The sequence below is a fragment of the Pantoea sp. alder81 genome (assembly GCF_020179835.1).
GTDB lineage: Bacteria > Pseudomonadota > Gammaproteobacteria > Enterobacterales > Enterobacteriaceae > Pantoea.
The window spans coordinates 127,633-146,951 of record NZ_JAIUDA010000002.1; the positions used below are offsets into that span (position 1 = coordinate 127,633).

17 protein-coding genes are annotated in these 19,319 nt (G+C 52.3%); 11 read left to right on the top strand and 6 right to left on the bottom strand.

The window, feature by feature from the left end; translation table 11 throughout:
• Positions 1–86: 86 nt before the first annotated feature.
• Complete coding sequence (locus LBW88_RS05530; protein ID WP_100700669.1) at positions 87–638, bottom strand: NAD(P)H nitroreductase; 552 nt, start codon at positions 636–638, stop codon at positions 87–89.
• Positions 639–807: 169 nt separating this feature from the next.
• On the opposite strand from LBW88_RS05530, the gene sppA reads away from it, so the two are divergent.
• The 3 genes from sppA (at position 808) to pncA (ending at position 4,391) form a co-directional block, all read left to right on the top strand.
• The gene (gene sppA, locus LBW88_RS05535; protein ID WP_224931835.1) at positions 808–2,667 is read left to right on the top strand and encodes a signal peptide peptidase SppA; all 1,860 of its coding nucleotides are present in this window, start codon (positions 808–810) and stop codon (positions 2,665–2,667) included.
• 85 nt (positions 2,668–2,752) lie between these two features.
• Entirely contained in the window at positions 2,753–3,766 is a 1,014-nt protein-coding gene (gene ansA / locus LBW88_RS05540) for an asparaginase (protein ID WP_224931832.1), read from the top strand.
• A 16-nt stretch (positions 3,767–3,782) separates the two neighbouring features.
• Positions 3,783–4,391, top strand: a complete 609-nt coding sequence (gene pncA, locus LBW88_RS05545; protein WP_224931830.1) for a bifunctional nicotinamidase/pyrazinamidase — start codon at positions 3,783–3,785, stop codon at positions 4,389–4,391.
• 35 nt (positions 4,392–4,426) lie between these two features.
• Here pncA and LBW88_RS05550 read toward each other — a convergent pair whose 3' ends face one another.
• On the bottom strand, positions 4,427–4,708 hold the full coding sequence (locus tag LBW88_RS05550) for a YeaC family protein (RefSeq protein ID WP_200570059.1): 282 nt from the start codon (positions 4,706–4,708) through the stop codon (positions 4,427–4,429).
• Between the two features lie 2 nt (positions 4,709–4,710).
• The gene (gene msrB / locus LBW88_RS05555; protein ID WP_224931828.1) at positions 4,711–5,121 is read right to left on the bottom strand and encodes a peptide-methionine (R)-S-oxide reductase MsrB; all 411 of its coding nucleotides are present in this window, start codon (positions 5,119–5,121) and stop codon (positions 4,711–4,713) included.
• Between the two features lie 338 nt (positions 5,122–5,459).
• On the opposite strand from msrB, the gene gapA reads away from it, so the two are divergent.
• Positions 5,460–6,458, top strand: coding sequence for a glyceraldehyde-3-phosphate dehydrogenase (gene gapA / locus LBW88_RS05560; RefSeq protein WP_034828788.1), 999 nt, complete (start codon positions 5,460–5,462; stop codon positions 6,456–6,458).
• A 74-nt stretch (positions 6,459–6,532) separates the two neighbouring features.
• Positions 6,533–7,408 carry a D-hexose-6-phosphate mutarotase gene (locus LBW88_RS05565; protein ID WP_224931827.1) on the top strand — a complete coding sequence of 292 codons (876 nt, stop codon included), beginning with the start codon at positions 6,533–6,535 and terminating at the stop codon, positions 7,406–7,408.
• Positions 7,409–7,429: 21 nt separating this feature from the next.
• Here the strand turns inward: LBW88_RS05565 and LBW88_RS05570 are convergent, their stop codons facing one another.
• Both LBW88_RS05570 and LBW88_RS05575 read right to left on the bottom strand, forming a co-directional pair.
• Positions 7,430–8,278: an aldo/keto reductase gene (locus LBW88_RS05570; protein WP_224931826.1), complete on the bottom strand. Its 849-nt coding sequence runs from the start codon at positions 8,276–8,278 to the stop codon at positions 7,430–7,432.
• 84 nt (positions 8,279–8,362) lie between these two features.
• A complete protein-coding gene (locus LBW88_RS05575) occupies positions 8,363–9,112 on the bottom strand; it encodes a MipA/OmpV family protein (RefSeq protein WP_224931825.1) in 750 nt (249 codons plus the stop codon).
• A gap of 407 nt (positions 9,113–9,519) precedes the next feature.
• Here LBW88_RS05575 and yeaG point away from each other — a divergent pair, with 407 nt between their 5' ends.
• The 6 genes from yeaG to LBW88_RS05605 all read left to right on the top strand — a co-directional run bounded on the left by yeaG (position 9,520) and on the right by LBW88_RS05605 (position 18,249).
• On the top strand, positions 9,520–11,454 hold the full coding sequence (gene yeaG, locus LBW88_RS05580) for a protein kinase YeaG (RefSeq protein ID WP_224931824.1): 1,935 nt from the start codon (positions 9,520–9,522) through the stop codon (positions 11,452–11,454).
• 91 nt (positions 11,455–11,545) lie between these two features.
• Positions 11,546–12,823, top strand: coding sequence for a YeaH/YhbH family protein (locus LBW88_RS05585; protein WP_224931823.1), 1,278 nt, complete (start codon positions 11,546–11,548; stop codon positions 12,821–12,823).
• A 230-nt stretch (positions 12,824–13,053) separates the two neighbouring features.
• On the top strand, positions 13,054–14,781 hold the full coding sequence (locus tag LBW88_RS05590; RefSeq protein ID WP_224931822.1) for a potassium/proton antiporter: 1,728 nt from the start codon (positions 13,054–13,056) through the stop codon (positions 14,779–14,781).
• Positions 14,782–14,858: 77 nt separating this feature from the next.
• The gene (locus LBW88_RS05595) at positions 14,859–15,092 is read left to right on the top strand and encodes a DUF1480 family protein (protein ID WP_224931821.1); all 234 of its coding nucleotides are present in this window, start codon (positions 14,859–14,861) and stop codon (positions 15,090–15,092) included.
• Positions 15,093–15,470: 378 nt separating this feature from the next.
• Positions 15,471–16,937, top strand: coding sequence for an undecaprenyl-phosphate galactose phosphotransferase WbaP (gene wbaP / locus LBW88_RS05600; protein ID WP_224931819.1), 1,467 nt, complete (start codon positions 15,471–15,473; stop codon positions 16,935–16,937).
• A 118-nt stretch (positions 16,938–17,055) separates the two neighbouring features.
• Positions 17,056–18,249: a multidrug effflux MFS transporter gene (locus LBW88_RS05605; protein ID WP_224931817.1), complete on the top strand. Its 1,194-nt coding sequence runs from the start codon at positions 17,056–17,058 to the stop codon at positions 18,247–18,249.
• On the opposite strand, the gene dadX is transcribed toward LBW88_RS05605, so the two are convergent.
• On the bottom strand, positions 18,242–19,312 hold the full coding sequence (dadX, locus tag LBW88_RS05610; RefSeq protein ID WP_224931815.1) for a catabolic alanine racemase DadX: 1,071 nt from the start codon (positions 19,310–19,312) through the stop codon (positions 18,242–18,244). The two genes, LBW88_RS05605 and dadX, sit on opposite strands and share 8 nt — an antisense overlap.
• Positions 19,313–19,319 lie beyond the last annotated feature (7 nt).

Sequence of the window (19,319 nt, forward strand, 5' to 3'; positions counted from 1 at the left end):
GCGCGACCTAAGCTCGATCTTTCGCACACGTGGTGTGCAATCTTTGCAACACGGCTCACCCTGCCGAAGAAACCCGCCGATGTCTGTCAGAAATAACTGACAAATTGCGCGGTGTCCGGTGCGACCACTGTCGTATTCGCTTTGAGTTGCGGTGTACCGAGATACAGGAATCCGACGATCGCATCCTGCTCGCGGCAACCAAAGGCTTCACGCACTGAAGGATGGTCAGTCCATGGGCCGCTGCGCCAGATACCATTAAAGCCCTGTGCAACCGCGGCCATTTGCATCGCCATTACCGCACAGCCGGCGGAGACTAACTGCTCCCAATGCGGGACTTTGGCATGCTCTTCACAGTGTGCCACTACGGTGATAATCATCGGGGCACGAAACGGCGCGGTGGCGGATTTTTCAATCGCTTTTTCATCGAGGTTACTGTCACGCGCCGCTTGTTCAAGCAATTTACCAAAACGCTCGCGCCCTTCATTCTCCACAATGACAAAGCGCCACGGCTGCAACGTGCCATGATCCGGCGCACGTAAGCCTGCGTGCAAAATGTTCTGCAAGACTTCGCCCGCTGGCGCCGGTTCGGCCAGACGTGATGCCGAACGGCGGTTAATTAATAAATCCAGTGCATCCATCATTATTCTCCCGTGAATAAAAAGCGTGGGCTAATCCTGGCACAGCAAGATCTTTTGTAACAGTCTGGCGCGATTTCCTGCTGACATTTCGCACGCTGCTCATTAGGATGAACCCGACATCGGGGCAGACCGCGTGGCGACTGCCCTGTTACGTGAATATGGAGAGTTTATGCGCACATTGTGGCGAATTATTGCTGGCCTGTTCCGCTGGAGCTGGCGGGTGTTGAATTTTATTCGGGAATTTATTCTTAATTTATTCCTCATCGTCTTAATCCTCGCGGGCGTCGGTATCTGGATGCAGCTTTCCAGCGCTAACAGCAGCGAGCCGGTGCAACAAGGTGCACTGAAAGTGGATTTAAGCGGTGTATTGGTGGATAAACCCTCCGTCAGTAATCGCCTGAGTCGTATCAGCCGTGAGTTGCTGGGCGCCAGCAGCGACCGTCTGCAAGAGAATTCATTGTTCGACGTGGTGGATGCGGTTCGTCAGGCGAAAACTGACAAAAACATCACCGGGATCGTGCTGGATCTGCGTGAATTCGCTGGCGGCGATCAACCTTCATTGCAATATTTAGGTAAATCGTTGCGCGAGTTCCGTGATGCGGGCAAGCCGATTTACGCCATCGGTGACAGCTACAGCCAGGCGCAATATTACATCGCCAGCTATGCCACCAGGATCTATCTGTCACCGCAGGGCACCGTCGATCTGCACGGTTTTGCTACCAATGGCTTGTATTACAAATCCCTGTTAGAGAAGCTCAAAGTTAATTCTCATGTCTTCCGCGTGGGCACCTACAAATCCGCTGTCGAGCCTTTCCTGCGTGACGATATGTCACCGGAAGCGCGTGACGCTGATGGTCGCTGGATCGGCCAACTGTGGCAGAATTACCTGAACACGGTCTCCGCGAATCGCCAGATAACGCCGGATCAGCTGTTCCCGGGGGCAGCTGGCGTCATCAGCGGGTTGCAGGCCGTCGATGGTGATACCGCAAAATATGCGCTGAACAATAAATTAGTCGACGTGCTGGATAGCCGTGCGGCCGCAGATCAGGAGTTGGTGAAAACCTTTGGCTGGGATAAAGCCAATAACGATTACCGCAACGTCAGCATTTACGATTACACCGTTAAACATCCTCAGCAGGATCAGGATGGCAATATCGCGGTGATTTTCGCTAATGGCGCGATTATGGATGGTGAGGAAACTGCCGGTAATGTCGGTGGCGATACCACCGCTTCACAGATTCGCGATGCGCGTCTCGATCCGAAAATCAAAGCCATCGTGCTGCGCGTCAACAGCCCTGGCGGTAGCGTGTCGGCATCGGAAGCGATTCGCGAAGAATTAGCCGCAGCGCATGACGCGGGCAAGCCGGTGGTGGTTTCGATGGGTGGTATGGCGGCCTCAGGTGGCTACTGGATCTCTACGCCAGCAGACTACATTGTGGCAGCCCCCAGCACCTTGACCGGTTCGATCGGGATTTTTGGCGTCATTAACACCGTCGAAAACAGTCTGGGCAGTATTGGTGTGCACACTGACGGCGTCGCCACTTCGCCACTGGCTGATGTTGCCACCACCAAAGCCCTGCCAACGGAAGTGCAGCAGTTGATGCAACTGACCATTGAAAACGGCTATCGCAACTTTGTCGGGCTGGTGGCGAAATCACGTCATAAAACGCCTGAACAGATCAATGATATTGCTCAGGGCCACGTCTGGACCGGTAGCGATGCCAAAGCCAATGGTTTGGTGGATGCGTTGGGTGACTTTGACGATGCCGTGGCGAAAGCTGCCGAATTGGCAAAAGTCGCTAAACCGCAACTTAGCTGGTATCAGGACGATCCTGGCATGATTGATCTGCTGTTAAATCAGATGAATGCTTCCGCACAGGCGATGCTGCCAGCGGCACTGAAAGTTTGGCTACCCGCGCCAATGCTGGACGTGATGAGTGCCGTGAAAGATCAGCCTGGCCTGATGAATAATCTTAACGATCCGCAAAATCGCTATGCCTTCTGCCTGAACTGCGGCAACGTACGCTAATCTTTACAGCCCGGCCGCTGGTCGGGCTGCTTTTCGCTGTTAATCCCCTTATACTGCGCGTTTTACGGCAAGTCTGAGTTCATTCATGCAAAAGAAAAATATCTACGTAGCCTACACCGGCGGTACCATCGGTATGCAGCGCTCCGCACAGGGCTACATTCCGGTTTCCGGTCACCTGCAGCAGCAACTGGCTAACATGCCAGAGTTCCATCGGCCAGAAATGCCGAATTTCACCATTCACGAATATCAGCCGCTGATGGATTCGTCAGATATGACGCCGTTGGATTGGCAATCGATTGCTGATGATATTAAACAGAATTACGACAGCTATGATGGCTTTGTGATTCTGCACGGCACCGACACCATGGCGTTTACCGCTTCGGCGCTGTCATTCATGCTGGAAAACCTCTCGAAGCCGGTGATTGTGACGGGCTCGCAGATTCCACTGGCAGAATTGCGCTCAGATGGCCAGCAGAATCTGCTTAATTCGCTGTACGTTGCCGCTAACTACCCGATCAATGAAGTGGCGTTATTCTTTAATAACACGCTGTTCCGTGGCAATCGCACGACTAAAGCGCATGCTGACGGCTTCAACGCCTTTGCTTCACCGAATCTCCCGCCTTTGCTGGAAGCCGGTATTCACATTCGAAAACTCAATACGCCACCAGCGCCTCAGGGCAGCGGTGAGCTGATTGTGCACCCGATTACCCCGCAGCCGATTGGTGTGGTTACCATCTATCCCGGCATTTCTGCCGATGTGGTACGTAACTTCTTACGCCAGCCGGTGAAAGCGTTGATTCTGCGCTCTTATGGTGTGGGTAACGCGCCGCAGAATGCGGAGTTCCTGGCGGAGCTGCAGCAGGCAAGCGAGCGCGGTATTGTGGTGGTGAATCTGACGCAGTGCATGTCCGGTAAAGTGAACATGGGCGGTTATGCCACCGGCAACGCGCTGGAGCATGCGGGCGTAATCAGCGGCTTTGACCTTACGGTTGAGGCAACATTAACAAAACTGCACTTTTTGTTGAGTCAAAACCTTACCAACTCGGAAATTCGTGCCAGAATGCAACAGAATTTACGTGGCGAACTGACCGACGACTGATACGGAGCGAGATGTAATGAAGCGGGCATTGATAATCATCGATATTCAAAACGATTTTTGCCCCGGCGGCCCAATGGCGGTGCGCGAAGGCGACCAAACGGTTGCCGTTGCCAATCGCTACGCACGCGAGTTCCGCGATCGGGGAGAATGTGTAGTGGCATTACAGGACTGGCATCCGGCAGATCATGGCAGCTTCGCGTCCGTCTCTGGCGAACCGGTTTATACATTGGGCGAATTGAACGGTCTGGCGCAAATCTGGTGGCCCGATCACGGTATCGAGAACTCAGTGGGTGCGGATTTTCACCCCGGACTGGATCGGACACTGATTGATGCGGTGTTCCACAAAGGCGGAGATGTTGACGTGGATAGTTACAGTGCCTTCTTCGACAATGGTCATCGCCGCAAAACGGAGCTGGACAGCTGGCTGCGGGAGCGCGGTATCAGTGACCTGGTGATGCTGGGTATCGCCACCGATTACTGTGTAAAATACAGCGTATTAGATGCGCTGGAGCTGGGCTACAACGTTGAAGTGGTGAAAGAAGGTTGTCGCGGCGTCAATCTCAACCCCGATGACAGCGAAATCGCCATCCAACAGATGGAAGCGCAGGGTGCGGTAATAATCTGAAAATGAGGGCTGGCGAAAACCAGCCCTTTGGCATTTTAGTGCAGGTTAATACGCGTCACGTCCGGTTCGATACCAAACTCTTCCTTAAGCTGCTTCTTCGACTTCATCACCATCTCACCACCTTTACCAATGGTCATATGCTGTGGGTCGTCGTTATGGCGCGCCTGCCACAGCATCACCAGCTGCAGGCTATTGTCACGCTGTTCCTGCGTGAGCGCGACACCGTCCGGCCATTTGCCGGTTTCCACTGCAGTGGCGAGCCGCTCGTACACTTCCGGCGTCATTGCCGCCAGCATCGCTTCCAGTTCTTGCTTCATGCTCAGCCCTCTTGTTGCTTGCCCTGCTCATCGGTAAAGCTCAATGAGGCAGAGTTAACGCAGTAGCGCTCACCGGAAGGCTGAGGGCCATCCGGGAACACATGGCCAAGATGCGCATCACAATTGCCACAGCGAATTTCCACGCGGTGCATGCCATGGGAATCATCTTCCAGATAACGAATCGCCTCATCGCTGTAAGGCTGGTAGAAGCTCGGCCAGCCGCAGCCTGAATCATATTTGGAGTCGGAGAGGAACAGCGGTGAATTGCACACTAAACAGTGGTAAATGCCTTCCTGCTTGTTATGCAGTAGCGCGCCACTGAAAGGAGGTTCCGTGCCGCGATGCTGTGTAACGTAACGCTGCATCTCGGAAAGTTGCGCGATTTTTGCCTCGGGTGCGGTGTCTTTAGCCATTTTGAGTTCCGGAGTGTCATTCTGTAAAAATCGACTAGTATTCTAACAAACGAACAACATCTTCATGGTCTTTTTTCGTGCGAACCCGTTCGCCACGACTCTCATAGCGCAAAATTGTGACATCGATCACCCTTTGCAAAAGTCATCCCTTTTCGGCCGCCATTCGGCGTAACATAGGCGCGCTATAAGGGTGCTGCGTAAGCGATTGCGCAACCAATTATTCCTGGCGTTGGAATTGACCTGTCGCAACAATTGACACGATTCCGCTTGACGCCTGGTAAGGTTTTTGTAATTTTACAGCCAACCTTTTATTCACTAACAAATAGCTGGTGGAATATATGACTATCAAAGTAGGTATCAACGGTTTTGGCCGTATCGGTCGCATCGTTTTCCGTGCTGCACAGCAGCGTTCTGACATCGAAATCGTTGCAATCAACGACCTGCTCGACGCGGATTACATGGCTTACATGCTGAAGTATGACTCTACGCACGGTCGTTTCGACGGTACCGTAGAAGTTAAAGACGGCGCGCTGATTGTTAACGGCAAAAAAATCCGTGTTACCGCTGAGAAAGACCCGGCTAACCTGAAATGGGATGAAGTGGGCGTTGACGTTGTTGCTGAAGCAACCGGTATCTTCCTGACCGACGAAACCGCACGTAAACACATTCAGGCTGGTGCGAAGAAAGTGGTTCTGACCGGTCCTTCTAAAGATGCGACCCCAATGTTCGTTCGTGGCGCTAACTTTGAAAAATATGCTGGCCAGGACATCGTTTCTAACGCGTCTTGCACCACTAACTGCCTGGCACCACTGGCTAAAGTGATCAACGACCACTTCGGTATCGTTGAAGGTCTGATGACCACTGTTCACGCCACCACCGCTACCCAGAAAACTGTTGATGGCCCGTCTCACAAAGACTGGCGCGGCGGCCGCGGCGCAGCTCAGAACATCATCCCATCTTCTACCGGTGCTGCTAAAGCAGTGGGCGTGGTTCTGCCAGAGCTGAACGGTAAACTGACCGGTATGGCGTTCCGCGTTCCTACCCCGAACGTGTCTGTTGTTGACCTGACTGTACGTCTGGAAAAACCAGCAACTTACAAAGAAATCTGTGCCGTGATCAAAGCTGAATCTGAAGGCAAGATGAAAGGCGTTCTGGGCTATATCGAAGACGATGTTGTATCAACCGACTTCAATGGCGAAACCCTGACTTCAGTATTCGATGCTAAAGCCGGTATCGCACTGAACGACAACTTCGTGAAACTGGTTTCATGGTACGACAACGAAACTGGCTACTCACACAAAGTTCTGGATCTGATTGCACTGGTTGCTTCTAAGTAAGCAACTGGCGAAACAGACAAGGGGTGACTTCGGTCGCCCCTTTTTTTTCATTTGGAAGAAGAGAAGGTCTGACGATGCAAGATACGCTTTATGGTTTACCGGTGGTGAATCAGATCACCCCTTACCTGTCTCAGCGCCAGATGGGCGATTTGCCGATCGTGGTTGTGAGCCATCCTAAAGTTCGTGCGGCGATCGCGCTACAAGGGGCGCATCTGCTCTCCTGGCAGCCCAGCGGCCAGCAGCCGGTGATTTGGTTGAGCGATAAGACACCGTTTGCCACAGGTAAAGCAATTCGTGGTGGTGTGCCGATCTGCTGGCCATGGTTTGGTCCTGCAGGTGAACCGGCGCACGGTTTCGCCCGTAATCAGTCCTGGACACTGACCGCACACGATGAAAACGAAGATGCGGTCATGCTGACGTTCACGCTGGAAAGCAACGCACAAACCAAAAAGCTATGGCCTCATGATTTCACCCTGCTTGCCCGTTTCCGTCTCGCCGAGCATTGTGAAATTGAGCTGGAAGCCTGGGGTGATTATGAAGCCACCGCTGCCTTACACACCTACTTCCAGATCGCCGATATTGCTCAGGTTGAAGTCAGTGGCTTAGGAAACAGCTATATCGACAAGGTCAATGCCAATACAGTGGGCAGTTCAGCTGATGGCAAGCAAACCTACCCTGATCGCGTCGATCGAATTCACACCGCTGCCGAAGATTGCAGTGTGATTCACGACATCGCAGGAAAACGACAGATTGAAGTGTACCATCACTACCAAAGTGACGTTGTCACGTGGAATCCTGGTCCTGAATTGTCCTGCAGCATGGCGGATATGCCTAACGAAGGCTATAGAACCATGGTCTGCGTGGAAACGGCTCGCATCAACAAGCCGATGAAAAGCGCCGGTGAATCCCCTGCCCGCCTCGGAACCACGCTGCGCGTGCGAAATAAGTAAGTTTGCGGCGCTGATGCGCCGCTAAACCACGTCCAGGGCCGTTTTATGCTGCGGTGCCGGGAATGCCCGGTCGATGATCGCTAATTCCTCAACGCTCAAATGCAGGTTTAACGCGGCAGCATTTTCCGTCACGTGTTGTTGGCTGCTGGCTTTAGGAATGGCGATCACGCCAGGTTGACGAATCACCCAAGCGAGTAGCAATTGCGCCACGCTGATGCTCTTCTGTTGTGCAATCTGCTGCAAATGGGGATCATCAAACAGCGATTGACGCAAACGTCCCGCCTGCGCCAGAGGGCAATAGGCCATTATCGGCGTATCACGTTGCTGGCAGGCGGCTAATAAATCGTATTCGATTCCTCGTGATGCCAGGTGATACAGCACCTGATTGGTTGCACAGTTTTCACCGCCTGGCTCACTCCACAGTTCTTGCATATCGTCCGTGTCGAAGTTTGATACGCCCCAATGCCGAATTTTTCCCTGCTGTTGCAAGGTTTCTAAGGCACGAATCGTCTCCTCCAGTGGCACATTGCCGCGCCAGTGCAGCAGATAAAGATCAAGATAATCGGTCTCTAAGCGCTTCAGGCTTCTCTCGCAAGCCTCTATTGCATCCACTTCCCCGGCATTCCACGGATAGACTTTTGATACCAGCCAGGCCTGATGGCGGCGTCCGCGTAACGCTTCGCCCACCACCTTTTCCGCCCCGCCTTCGGCGTACATTTCTGCGGTATCAATCAGTTTCAGACCCAGATCCAATCCAGCCTGTAACGCGGCCACCTCCTGATGATGCAGCGCTGCATTCTCCCCCATATACCACGTGCCTTGACCAATAGCGGGTAATGCTGATTCTCCACGGAATTGAACAGTCTTCATCACGCCTCCTCGTGCGCCACGATGGGGCGCGTTATTGGTGCAATGTCAAAAAAACGCCTCATTAAGAGGCGTTATGCAAAATCATCAGAAGCTGTAACTGATGCCGGTCCAGAGGGTGAACTGACCGCTTTTGTCCACCATCGGACTGTCTTTGATTTCACTATCAAAACGGGTGTAACGCCCGGACAAACTGGCGTTCCAGCTATCGCTAATCTGGTAGCTGACATTCATTTCCACATAAGGTGACCAGCTGTCGTCCGGCTGGTATTCGGCAATACCTGTCCGTGCACTTTCATGTGAAGACACACCATAGTAGTAGCGGTTTTGATTGGCGCTGTTCCACATAGCACCGATGCCTGGCGTCAGGCTGAACGCGCCAAAATCGAAGCGATACAGATAAGTAAGATCCCAGATGATGCCATTGCTGTTGTTCAGCACATCGCCCAGCAGAGCGGTGCGCACGATGCCCCAATCTGCAACATGACGATAGCTGGCACCCGCCATCAGGGTCATCCGGCGCTTATCCAGTGCCTTCATGTCACCCAGGTCGTTATCCTTAGGATCGTACTGCTGTGGTGAACCCAGCAGGGTTAATGACAGTTGATTCTGCTGGTCTTTCCACAGGTAGTAGCCACCTTGCAGGCTACGGAACCAGAAGTTTTCGCCTTCATAATTGATGACCGGAATCGGGATGTATCGGTCCTGTCCACCGCGATAAGGTGACTGGGCATAAATAACCGAAGCCCCAAGAGATAAGGGTTCTGCATGAGTGCTGAACGCCGCAAAATAACAAGGAACAGCACAAGCAAGCGCTTTAAGTTTGAATTGGTTCACAATTTAATCAGTCCATTAATATAACAATCACACGCAGAGTCTAACTAATTTTTCGTGCTGGGTTAACGTTAAATCAGGGATGTTTATCACCCATGCGGAATAGTCTGAGGCAGGCTGCAGTGGTCGTCTTGCAAACTGAATGCCTTAGTGCTTATGAGACTTTGTTATTGATATATCGCTAAATAAGGAGAAATGTGCCTGCAGATTTTCTGAATGCCTTCTACAGTTAAAAGTAAGACGAGACTTTTTGTACGAGCAGAGTAACCATAAGAATTGTGTATCCCGATAAAAAATCGTCAGGTTGGCATAAGGGTTGCTGTACTCAATAAAGAATATCTTCCGGGAGCTGCAAACGTATCTTATTTCGCTCCTTTACCTGTGCTAAAAACGAAAGGACGGGCATCGCTATGAATATATTCGATCACTATCGTCAGCGTTATGAAGCTGCCAAGGACGAAGAGTTCACACTGCAGGAATTTCTCGCAATCTGTAAACAGGATCGCAGTGCATACGCCAACGCTGCAGAGCGACTATTGATGGCTATCGGTGAGCCGGTGATGGTTGACACGGCGCAGGAGCCACGCCTTTCCAGAATCTTCTCTAACCGCGTCATGGGGCGCTATCCCGCCTTCGAAGAGTTTTATGGTATGGAGGAAGCGATTGAGCAGATCGTCTCCTACCTGAAACATGCTGCGCAAGGCCTGGAAGAGAAGAAACAGATTCTCTATTTATTGGGGCCCGTCGGTGGCGGTAAATCCTCTCTTGCAGAGCGTTTGAAAGCTCTGATGCAGCGCGTTCCAATTTACGTGCTGAGTGCCGATGGCGAACGCAGCCCGGTAAACGATCATCCTCTGTGCCTGTTCAACCCGCAGGAAGACGCCAATATTCTGGAAAAAGAGTATGGCGTACCGCGGCGTTACCTCGGCACCATTATGTCGCCGTGGGCGGCAAAACGTCTGCATGACTTTGGCGGCGATATCACCCGCTTCAAAGTAGTTAAAGTCTGGCCTTCTATACTGGAACAAGTGGCCATTGCCAAAACAGAACCAGGAGATGAGAACAACCAGGATATCTCTGCGTTAGTCGGTAAGGTGGATATCCGCAAACTGGAAAATCACGCGCAAAACGATCCCGACGCCTACGGTTACTCGGGCGCTCTGTGCCGCGCGAACCAGGGCATCATGGAATTCGTCGAGATGTTTAAAGCACCGATTAAAGTGCTGCATCCATTACTGACCGCCACTCAGGAAGGTAACTACAACGGTACTGAAGGGATTTCTGCCCTGCCGTTTAACGGCATCATTCTGGCGCACTCCAACGAATCAGAATGGGTGACTTTCCGTAACAACAAGAACAACGAAGCGTTCCTTGACCGTGTTTACATTGTCAAAGTGCCCTACTGCCTGCGTGTGTCGGAAGAGATCAAAATCTACGACAAACTGCTTAATCACAGTGAGCTGACAACAGCGCCATGTGCACCGGGCACACTGGAAACCTTAGCGCGCTTCTCGATCCTGTCACGTTTGAAAGATCCGGAAAACTCCAGCATCTATTCAAAAATGCGCGTCTATGATGGTGAAAGCCTGAAAGACACCGATCCTAAAGCCAAGTCATGGCAGGAGTATCATGACTATGCGGGCGTGGATGAGGGCATGAATGGCCTTTCAACCCGCTTCGCGTTCAAGATTCTGTCGCGCGTATTCAACTTTGACCATGCCGAAGTGGCGGCCAACCCGGTACATCTGTTCTACGTGCTGGAGCAACAAATTGAGCGTGAGCAGTTCCCGCAGGATCTGGCAGAGAAATACCTTGAACACCTGAAAGGCTATCTGATCCCGAAATACGCGGAGTTTATTGGCAAAGAAATTCAGACCGCCTATCTGGAATCCTATTCTGAGTATGGTCAGAACATCTTTGACCGCTACGTGACTTACGCCGACTTCTGGATTCAGGATCAGGAGTATCGCGACCCGGATACCGGACAGCTGTTTGATCGCGAATCACTCAATGCCGAGCTGGAAAAAATCGAGAAACCTGCCGGGATCAGTAACCCGAAAGATTTCCGTAACGAGATCGTCAACTTTGTGCTGCGTACCCGGGCACAAAATAGTGGACGTAATCCTAACTGGACCAGCTACGAAAAACTGCGCACGGTTATTGAGAAGAAAATGTTCTCAAACACCGAAGAGTTACTGCCGGTGATTTCGTTTAATACCAAGACCTCAACGGACGAACAGAAAAAACACGATGATTTTGTCGATCGCATGATGGAGAAAGGCTATACCCGCAAACAGGTGCGCCTGCTGTGCGAATGGTATCTGCGTGTGCGTAAATCGTCTTAATCGTTACCTGTAAGCTACGCGGCGCCGTGACGCCGCAACAGGAGGCCGGAGTGGTTCCGGCCTGGCTTGCACTGTAGTTTGGGGGATATGTATGGCCTATTTTATCGATCGGCGTCTGAACGGTAAAAACAAGAGCGCGGTCAATCGGCAGCGTTTCCTGCGCCGTTACAAGTCGCAAATCAAGCAGTCGATCTCCGAGGCCATCAATAAGCGTTCGGTCACCGACGTGGATAGCGGCGAATCTGTCTCGATTCCTATCGACGACATTAATGAGCCGATTTTCCATCAGGGACGCGGCGGGAGTCGCCATCGCGTGCATCCGGGGAACGATCATTTTGTACAAAACGACCGCATTGAGCGCCCGCAAGGGGGCGGCGGTGGCGGAGGCAGCGGTCAGGGCAACGCCAGTCAGGACGGAGAAGGTTCGGATGAGTTTGTCTTCCAGATATCCAAAGATGAATATCTCGATCTGCTGTTTGAGGATCTTGCCTTACCAAATCTGCGTAAAAATCAGCATCGGCAGTTAAATGAGTATAAAACTCACCGCGCGGGCTTTACCTCAAATGGGGTACCGGCCAACATCAGCGTTGTGCGTTCACTGCAAAATTCACTGGCGCGTCGCACCGCTATGACGGCCGGTAAACGCCGTATGCTGAACGAACTGGAAGCCACGCTGACTGAAGTGGAAAACAGTGAGCCGGCTCAGCTGCTTGAAGAAGAACGGCTGCGTAAAGAGATTGCCGAACTGCGCGCCCGCATTGAACGCGTGCCCTTTATTGATACCTTCGACTTACGCTACAAAAACTTTGAGAAGCGCCCCGAGCCTTCCAGCCAGGCGGTGATGTTCTGCCTGATGGATGTGTCTGGTTCAATGGATCAGGCCACCAAGGACATGGCGAAGCGTTTTTATATTCTGCTCTATCTGTTCCTGAGCCGAACCTATAAAAATGTGGAGGTGGTGTATATCCGTCATCACACCCAGGCGAAGGAAGTCGATGAGCAGGAGTTCTTTTACTCGCAGGAAACCGGCGGCACCATTGTTTCCAGCGCATTGAAGTTAATGGATGAAGTGGTCAAAGAGCGTTACGACCCGGCGCAGTGGAATATTTATGCGGCGCAGGCCTCTGATGGCGATAACTGGGCGGATGACTCTCCGTTATGCCATGAGATTCTGGCCAAACATATTTTACCGGTTGTGCGTTATTACAGCTATATCGAAATCACGCGACGTGCGCATCAGACGCTGTGGCGTGAGTATGAACATCTGCAGGCCATGTTTGATAACTTCGCGATTCAGCACATCCGCGAGCCGGAGGACATCTATCCGGTATTTAGAGAACTTTTCCACAAACAGGTGGCAGAAGCCTGAACATCAAGCCGGTCAATGACCGGCTTTTTCTTTTCCGCGCCACCGCTCATTCGCCTGAAATCCCCGCTGATTTATCACACAATTTTAACTATCTATGGGATAGCGCTCCGCAGATTGAAAAAATATGCAATTAAGCGCTGACAAGCTATTGATAAGGCATTATCTTTTCACCTTGTCTGTGTGAATCCCCCGCAGTTTGTCTTTTTCGCTCGTACCGCAGGAGAACGCCGTTGAATGCCAGCATGATTTACAGTTTGTTTATTATTGGTTCAGTGCTGGTCGCAGCAAGTATTCTTCTGAGTTCATTCTCTTCACGGCTTGGCATCCCTATTTTGGTGATCTTCCTTGCGTTAGGCATGTTGACCGGCGTTGATGGGATTGGCGGCATCGCTTTTGACAACTATCCGGTGGCATATCTGGTTTCAAACCTCGCGCTGGCCATTATTTTGCTGGATGGCGGTATGCGCACCAAATCCAGCTCATTCAAGGTCGCGCTGGGGCCTGCGCTGTCGCTCGCCACAGTTGGCGTGATGATAACCGCCGGTTTAACCGGTTTGGCTGCTGCCTGGTTATTTAAACTCGATTTGATGCAAGGTTTCCTGATCGGCGCGATTATTGGTTCTACCGATGCCGCCGCCGTCTTCTCGCTACTGGGCGATAAAGGGCTTAACGAGCGTGTCAGTTCCACGCTGGAGATTGAGTCCGGCAGTAACGATCCCATGGCGGTGTTTCTTACCATCACCCTGATTGACATGATCCAGCAGGGGCAATCCGGATTAAGCTGGATGTTTGTGGTGCATCTGGTGCAACAGTTCGGTCTCGGTATTGTACTGGGGCTGGGTGGTGGCTGGGCTCTCCAGCAGTTGATTAACCGTATTAATCTGGCGCAGGGTCTCTATCCGCTGCTGGCGTTGAGCGGTGGCATCATTGTGTTCGCGCTCACCACGGTCATGGAAGGCAGCGGTATTCTGGCGGTTTATCTGTGTGGTTACCTGCTGGGTAACAGCCCGATCCGCAACCGTCACGGTATTCTGCAAACCTTCGATGGTATGGCGTGGTTGAGCCAGATCGGCATGTTTATCGTGCTGGGCCTACTGGTCACGCCATCCGACTTATGGCACATCGCCGTACCTGCCATGATTTTATCCCTGTGGCTGATTCTGGTGGCACGCCCGCTTTCGATTCTGGTGGGTTTAATGCCGTTCAAGGGCTTCACCGGTCGCGAGCGCATCTTCATCAGCTGGGTAGGTTTGCGTGGTGCAGTGCCGATTATCCTCGCGGTGTTCCCGATGATGGCCGGGCTGGAAAACGCCAAGCTCTACTTCAATATTGCCTTCTTTGTGGTGTTGGTCTCACTGATGTTACAAGGCACTTCATTGGGTTATGCGGCCAGGCGCGCCAAAGTTGTGGTACCGCCCACCGCATCGCCCATTAGCCGCGTCGGACTGGATATCCATCCGGAGAATCCGTGGGAACAGTTTGTTTACCAGCTCAGCGCTGACAAATGGTGTGTCGGTGCTGCGCTGCGCGATTTGCAGATGCCGCGAGAAACGCGCATCGCTGCCCTGTTCCGCGATAACGCCCTGATGCACCCGAATGGCAGCACGCGTCTTAAAGAGGGCGATGTGCTTTGCGTGATTGGACGTGAACGTGACTTACCCGCACTGGGTAAAATGTTCAGTCAGTCGCCACCCGTCGCGCTTGATCAACGCTTCTTTGGTGACTTCATTCTGGATGCTGAAGCGCGCTTACGCGATGTGGCGCAAATTTATGGGCTGGAACTTGATGATAACACCAACGATCAGCAATCCCTTGGCCAACTGGTGATGAGCCTGCTGGGCAGTACGCCGGTGGTGGGCGATCAGGTGGAATGGAACCAGCTGACCTGGACGGTGGCGGAAAAAGAGGACAACCAAATCGTTAAAATTGGCGTACGCGTGATGGAAGACAAGGAGTAATCCGAACCGCGAAAGCGCCAAAACTGCGTGTGAGCGACTATGATCACTATTCCACCCAGCACAAACGGGAGAAAAGTATGGGTCACGTGGTAAAGATTGGTCGTTACGAGATCGTTGATGCAGAACTGAATGCTGAGAACATCGATACCATCAGTATTCCCTGCCATACCAACCCTGGCCTGAGTTACCAACTCGATGGCTGGGATCATGAAACCAGTGTGCCAGCGTGGATTGATGGCGAACCCGTTGATCTACAGATCGGACACTATGACAAGCAGCAAGACCGTTGGGTATTAAAAAAACCTGCCTGATATTCCCCCGCCGCCATCCGCTTCGTATGGCGGTCATTCCTAAAAGCAGTCTTAAAATGAAGCGTTATATCAGCATTTTTTTTGCTTTTAACCTTACATTTCAGTTAGCTAGCTCACTATTTCGCGCAGCATTTATTTCCTTTTAAGACTATTTCCATATTAACTCTGTCAAACAACTCCTGCATACTCTTAAACGTTGCTGCAGCTTTTTGTGATGTTTATCACGTCTCAAACGGCCCTTTCCATGCAGCGCTTATGGCAGCATTGATTTATATCGCACTGAAAAATCATTTCTTTTTTATTTTCGGTGGACGACTCCTGAGCGCGTACTTGATTCTGGTCAGGCCATCTTTTACTTAAGAAAAGAGAGCAGGTTTTATGGCAAGTACATTGGTAATGAATGATGCAACCCGCTCGTGGAGCGGATTGCGTAAAAATCTCATCGCAAAAGTCGCATTAAGCTTTTCAGATTTAATTGCTCTGAATCTGGCTTTATTTTTATCTGCGGCGACCGTTCAGGGTATTTGGGGAGAACTGGACACCTTTATTCCGCCGCAGCAGATTGAATACCGCTTTATCGCTCAGTTAGGGCTTTCTGTACTTTGCACCGCCTGGTTTTGGGTGCGTATGCGTCATTACACTTATCGCAAACCGTTCTGGTTCGAGTTGAAAGAGATTGTTAAAACCCTGTTTGTGTTTTCGCTGCTGGATTTGGCGCTGATTGCCTTCTCCAAGTGGGATTTCTCACGCATGGTTTGGGTATTCAGCTGGACTTATGCACTGCTGTTATTGCCGCTAATGCGTGCTCTGGTCAAACGTGCCATCAACCGTGCAGGGCAATGGCAAAAAGAGACCATCATTATTGGTTCAGGCAAGAATGCCATGGAAGCTTATGCAGCGCTGCAGAGTGAAGAAATTCTTGGCTACAACGTACAGGCATTTATTTCACTGGAAGATGAAAATCGCCCTGAAAACGTTAATGGCGTACCGGTGATCACATGGAAAGACATCAACTGGCAAACCATGGATCGTGACAACACGCAATTTATCGTCGCCACAGAGTTTGAACAGCAGGTGGTGCGCGATAAATGGCTGAAGTTCCTGTCTAAAATGAAATGCCGTTCGATTTCGGTTATTCCTACCCTACGCGGCGTGCCGCTGTATGGCACTGATATGTCCTTCATCTTCAGCCATGAAGTGATGATCCTGCGCGTCAGTAACAATCTGGCTAAACGCTCATCTCGCTTCCTCAAGCGTACCTTCGATATTGTGGTGGCCTCGCTGCTACTGCTGTTCCTGGGGCCGGTATTTGGTCTGCTCTGCGCGATGGTGAAACGCGACGGTGGCAATGCCATCTATGGACATGAACGCGTTGGACAAGATGGTGTGAAGTTTAAATGCCTCAAGTTCCGCTCTATGGTCACCAACTCGCAGGAAGTGCTGCAAAATTTACTGGCGACCAGTGAAGAAGCACGAGCCGAATGGGACCGTGATTTCAAACTGAAAAACGATCCGCGCGTGACCAAAATTGGCGGATTCCTGCGTAAAACCAGCCTCGACGAGTTGCCGCAGCTGTGGAACGTCATTCGTGGTGAGATGAGTCTGGTGGGGCCACGTCCGGTTATCGAAGCCGAATTGGAACGCTATGCCGGTGATGTCGATTATTACCTGATGGCGAAACCGGGCATGACAGGTTTGTGGCAGGTGAGTGGTCGTAACGATATCGACTACGATACCCGCGTCTACTTTGATTCCTGGTATGTGAAGAACTGGGCGCTGTGGACCGACATTGCCATCCTGTTTAAAACCGCAGGCGTTGTTTTACGCCGCGACGGTGCCTACTGATCCTACCCTCAATGCGATGTCTGTGCAGGCTCAGCAGACATCGCTTTTTTATTCCTTTCTTTTTCTCTGCTAAGTCTTTACCCTTCCCGCTTGTTTAACAGGACGTTTCTGGTCACAGATGCAAAAATTTACCCTGCTGCTTTTAAGCCTGGTGCTGCTGGCACCGCTCGGCATCGATCTCTACCTTCCCACACTGCCGCAAATCGCTGAAGGCCTGAACAGCCCGGTCAGTTTAATTCAGATCACCATCCCGCTGTTTTTACTGGTGATGGGCATCGGTCAACTGGTGACCGGTCCGCTGGTGGATAATTATGGCCGTAAGCCGATCGCGCTGATTGGTCTGGCGCTCTACATTGTTGGCAGCGCGGTAGCGGCGACTGCCACCGAATGGCCAGTGTTCTTCCTTGCTCGCTTGATTCAGGGCTGTGCAGTCTGTTGCAGTGCCGTCGTGGCGTTCAGTGGAGTACGCGATCGTTTAAGTGGCGATGAAGCCGCACGCGCCTATGGTTTCCTGAATGGTGCTCTGAATATTGTGCCGGCATTAGCCCCACTGCTGGGCGGCATCCTCGCTGAAGCCTACGGCTGGCGTGCGCCTTTCTGGTTCCTGTGTGGTTATGCCGCAGTGATTGGCTTGATTGTGGTGTTCTTCCTGCCGGAAACCCGCCCTGCCGATACGCTGCGCGTCAAAGGTTTACCGCTGGCGCAATATGCCGCGATTGCACGTGAACCCCGTTTCCTCGCCTTTGCGTTTGCCAACGCGGGTGCGCTCGGCATGGTGCTAACTTATGTGTCACTGGCACCACATGTGTTGATGACCGAAGGCGGTCTGACGCCCCTGCAGTTCTCCTTTGCCTTTGGTGCCAACGGCTTTTGGATCATGCTGGTAAGTGCGTTTGTAAATAAGACCATCCGTAAAGCCGGACGCCCTTTCTGCCTGGCGATGGGCTTTGTTACTATGCTGTTAGGTGCCATTCTGCTGCTGGCGGGGATGACGCTGTTGCCTGCCGCATGGCAGACACACTGGGCGCTGTATATGATTCCGGTGGCGGTGTCGGTTGCGGGACTGGCCTTTACCGTTGGCCCGGCCACCAGCTATGCGTTAGAACCCTATCAGCAGCAGGCAGGCGTAGCCGCAGCTTTGCAGGGATTTATTCAGATGGCGTGTGGCGCAGGGGGCAGTCTGATGATTGTCGCGCTGCCGGTCGCGGAGAAATCAGCACTGGCTTTGATGATGCTATTAGGTGCAGCGCTGGCCCTGATCGCCTGGCGCTGCAGTAAGAAGATGCACGGTAGCGTCACCGCGCTTAAATAACCTCAACCGGCACACGGGGCGCGAGCGCGCACATTAGCTCGTAGCCCACCGTGCCGGCGGCTTTCGCCACCTCATCAATTTTCACCTGATTGCCCCACAGCTCCACTTTGGAACCAATTCCGGCCTGCGGACAAGGTTCAAGGTCAATCATCATCATATCCATCGAAATCGCGCCCAGCGTCTGGGTACGGATGCCGTCGACGCTCACCGGCGTGCCGGTAGGCGCATGGCGCGGATAGCCGTCGGCATAGCCACAAGCCACAATCCCGATGCGCTGCGATGAGGATGCATGATAGCGATAGCCATAACCCACGCCGTCTCCAGCACTGAGTTGCTGCACACCAATAATTTCACTGTTTAGGGTCATTACCGGCTGCAATCCGGTACTGGCAATATCCTGCCAGTCTCCGCTTGGCGATGCGCCATAAAGAATGATACCCGGACGCACCCAGTCAAAGTGCGCTTCAGGATGCCACAAGGTGGCGGCGGAGTTGGAGAGCGAGCGCGGGCAATCCAAACCTTCGGCAGCCAGTTCAACGCGCTTCATCGGCTCGATCAGACCTTCCGGATTTTCTGCGTCCGCAAAGTGCGCCATCAGCGTCATCTCGCCGACGTTGGGCAACGCACGCAGTTTCTGCCACACTGCCTGAACCTGTTCCGGGCGAAAACCGAGACGGTTCATGCCGCTGTTCATCTTCACATAGATATCAACCGGTGCAGAGAGCGAGGCTTTGGCCAGTGCCTGAATCTGCCAGTTACTGTGCACGCTGGTGGTCAGGCGATAGCGATCGATCAGCGCCAAATCTTCTGCATGGAAAAAACCTTCAAGCAGCAGAATCGGTTTTTTCCAGCCCTGCTCACGCAGCAGAATGGCTTCTTCCATATTCAGGAGCGCGAAACCATCGGTTTCTGCCAGGCTTTGCCAGACGCGGTTAATACCGTGCCCGTAAGCATTGGCTTTGACCACTGACCAAACACGCGACTGCGGTGCAGCCTGCCGCACAATCGCCAGATTGTGGCGCAGCGCCTGTTGATGAATGGTAGCGCCAGTAGGACGTGACATGCTTGTG

Bases quoted from the DNA above. Each gene is read 5' to 3' on its own strand.
- pncA (WP_224931830.1), top strand. From the start codon at position 3,783: ATGAAGCGGGCATTGATAATCATCGATATTCAAAACGATTTTTGCCCC.
- LBW88_RS05595 (WP_224931821.1), top strand. From the start codon at position 14,859: ATGGGTCACGTGGTAAAGATTGGTCGTTACGAGATCGTTGATGCAGAA.
- ansA (WP_224931832.1), top strand. From the start codon at position 2,753: ATGCAAAAGAAAAATATCTACGTAGCCTACACCGGCGGTACCATCGGT.
- dadX (WP_224931815.1), bottom strand. From the start codon at position 19,312: ATGTCACGTCCTACTGGCGCTACCATTCATCAACAGGCGCTGCGCCAC.
- LBW88_RS05565 (WP_224931827.1), top strand. From the start codon at position 6,533: ATGCAAGATACGCTTTATGGTTTACCGGTGGTGAATCAGATCACCCCT.
- msrB (WP_224931828.1), bottom strand. From the start codon at position 5,121: ATGGCTAAAGACACCGCACCCGAGGCAAAAATCGCGCAACTTTCCGAG.
- yeaG (WP_224931824.1), top strand. From the start codon at position 9,520: ATGAATATATTCGATCACTATCGTCAGCGTTATGAAGCTGCCAAGGAC.
- LBW88_RS05605 (WP_224931817.1), top strand. From the start codon at position 17,056: ATGCAAAAATTTACCCTGCTGCTTTTAAGCCTGGTGCTGCTGGCACCG.
- LBW88_RS05530 (WP_100700669.1), bottom strand. From the start codon at position 638: ATGGATGCACTGGATTTATTAATTAACCGCCGTTCGGCATCACGTCTG.
- gapA (WP_034828788.1), top strand. From the start codon at position 5,460: ATGACTATCAAAGTAGGTATCAACGGTTTTGGCCGTATCGGTCGCATC.
- LBW88_RS05570 (WP_224931826.1), bottom strand. From the start codon at position 8,278: ATGAAGACTGTTCAATTCCGTGGAGAATCAGCATTACCCGCTATTGGT.
- LBW88_RS05585 (WP_224931823.1), top strand. From the start codon at position 11,546: ATGGCCTATTTTATCGATCGGCGTCTGAACGGTAAAAACAAGAGCGCG.
- sppA (WP_224931835.1), top strand. From the start codon at position 808: ATGCGCACATTGTGGCGAATTATTGCTGGCCTGTTCCGCTGGAGCTGG.
- wbaP (WP_224931819.1), top strand. From the start codon at position 15,471: ATGGCAAGTACATTGGTAATGAATGATGCAACCCGCTCGTGGAGCGGA.
- LBW88_RS05550 (WP_200570059.1), bottom strand. From the start codon at position 4,708: ATGAAGCAAGAACTGGAAGCGATGCTGGCGGCAATGACGCCGGAAGTG.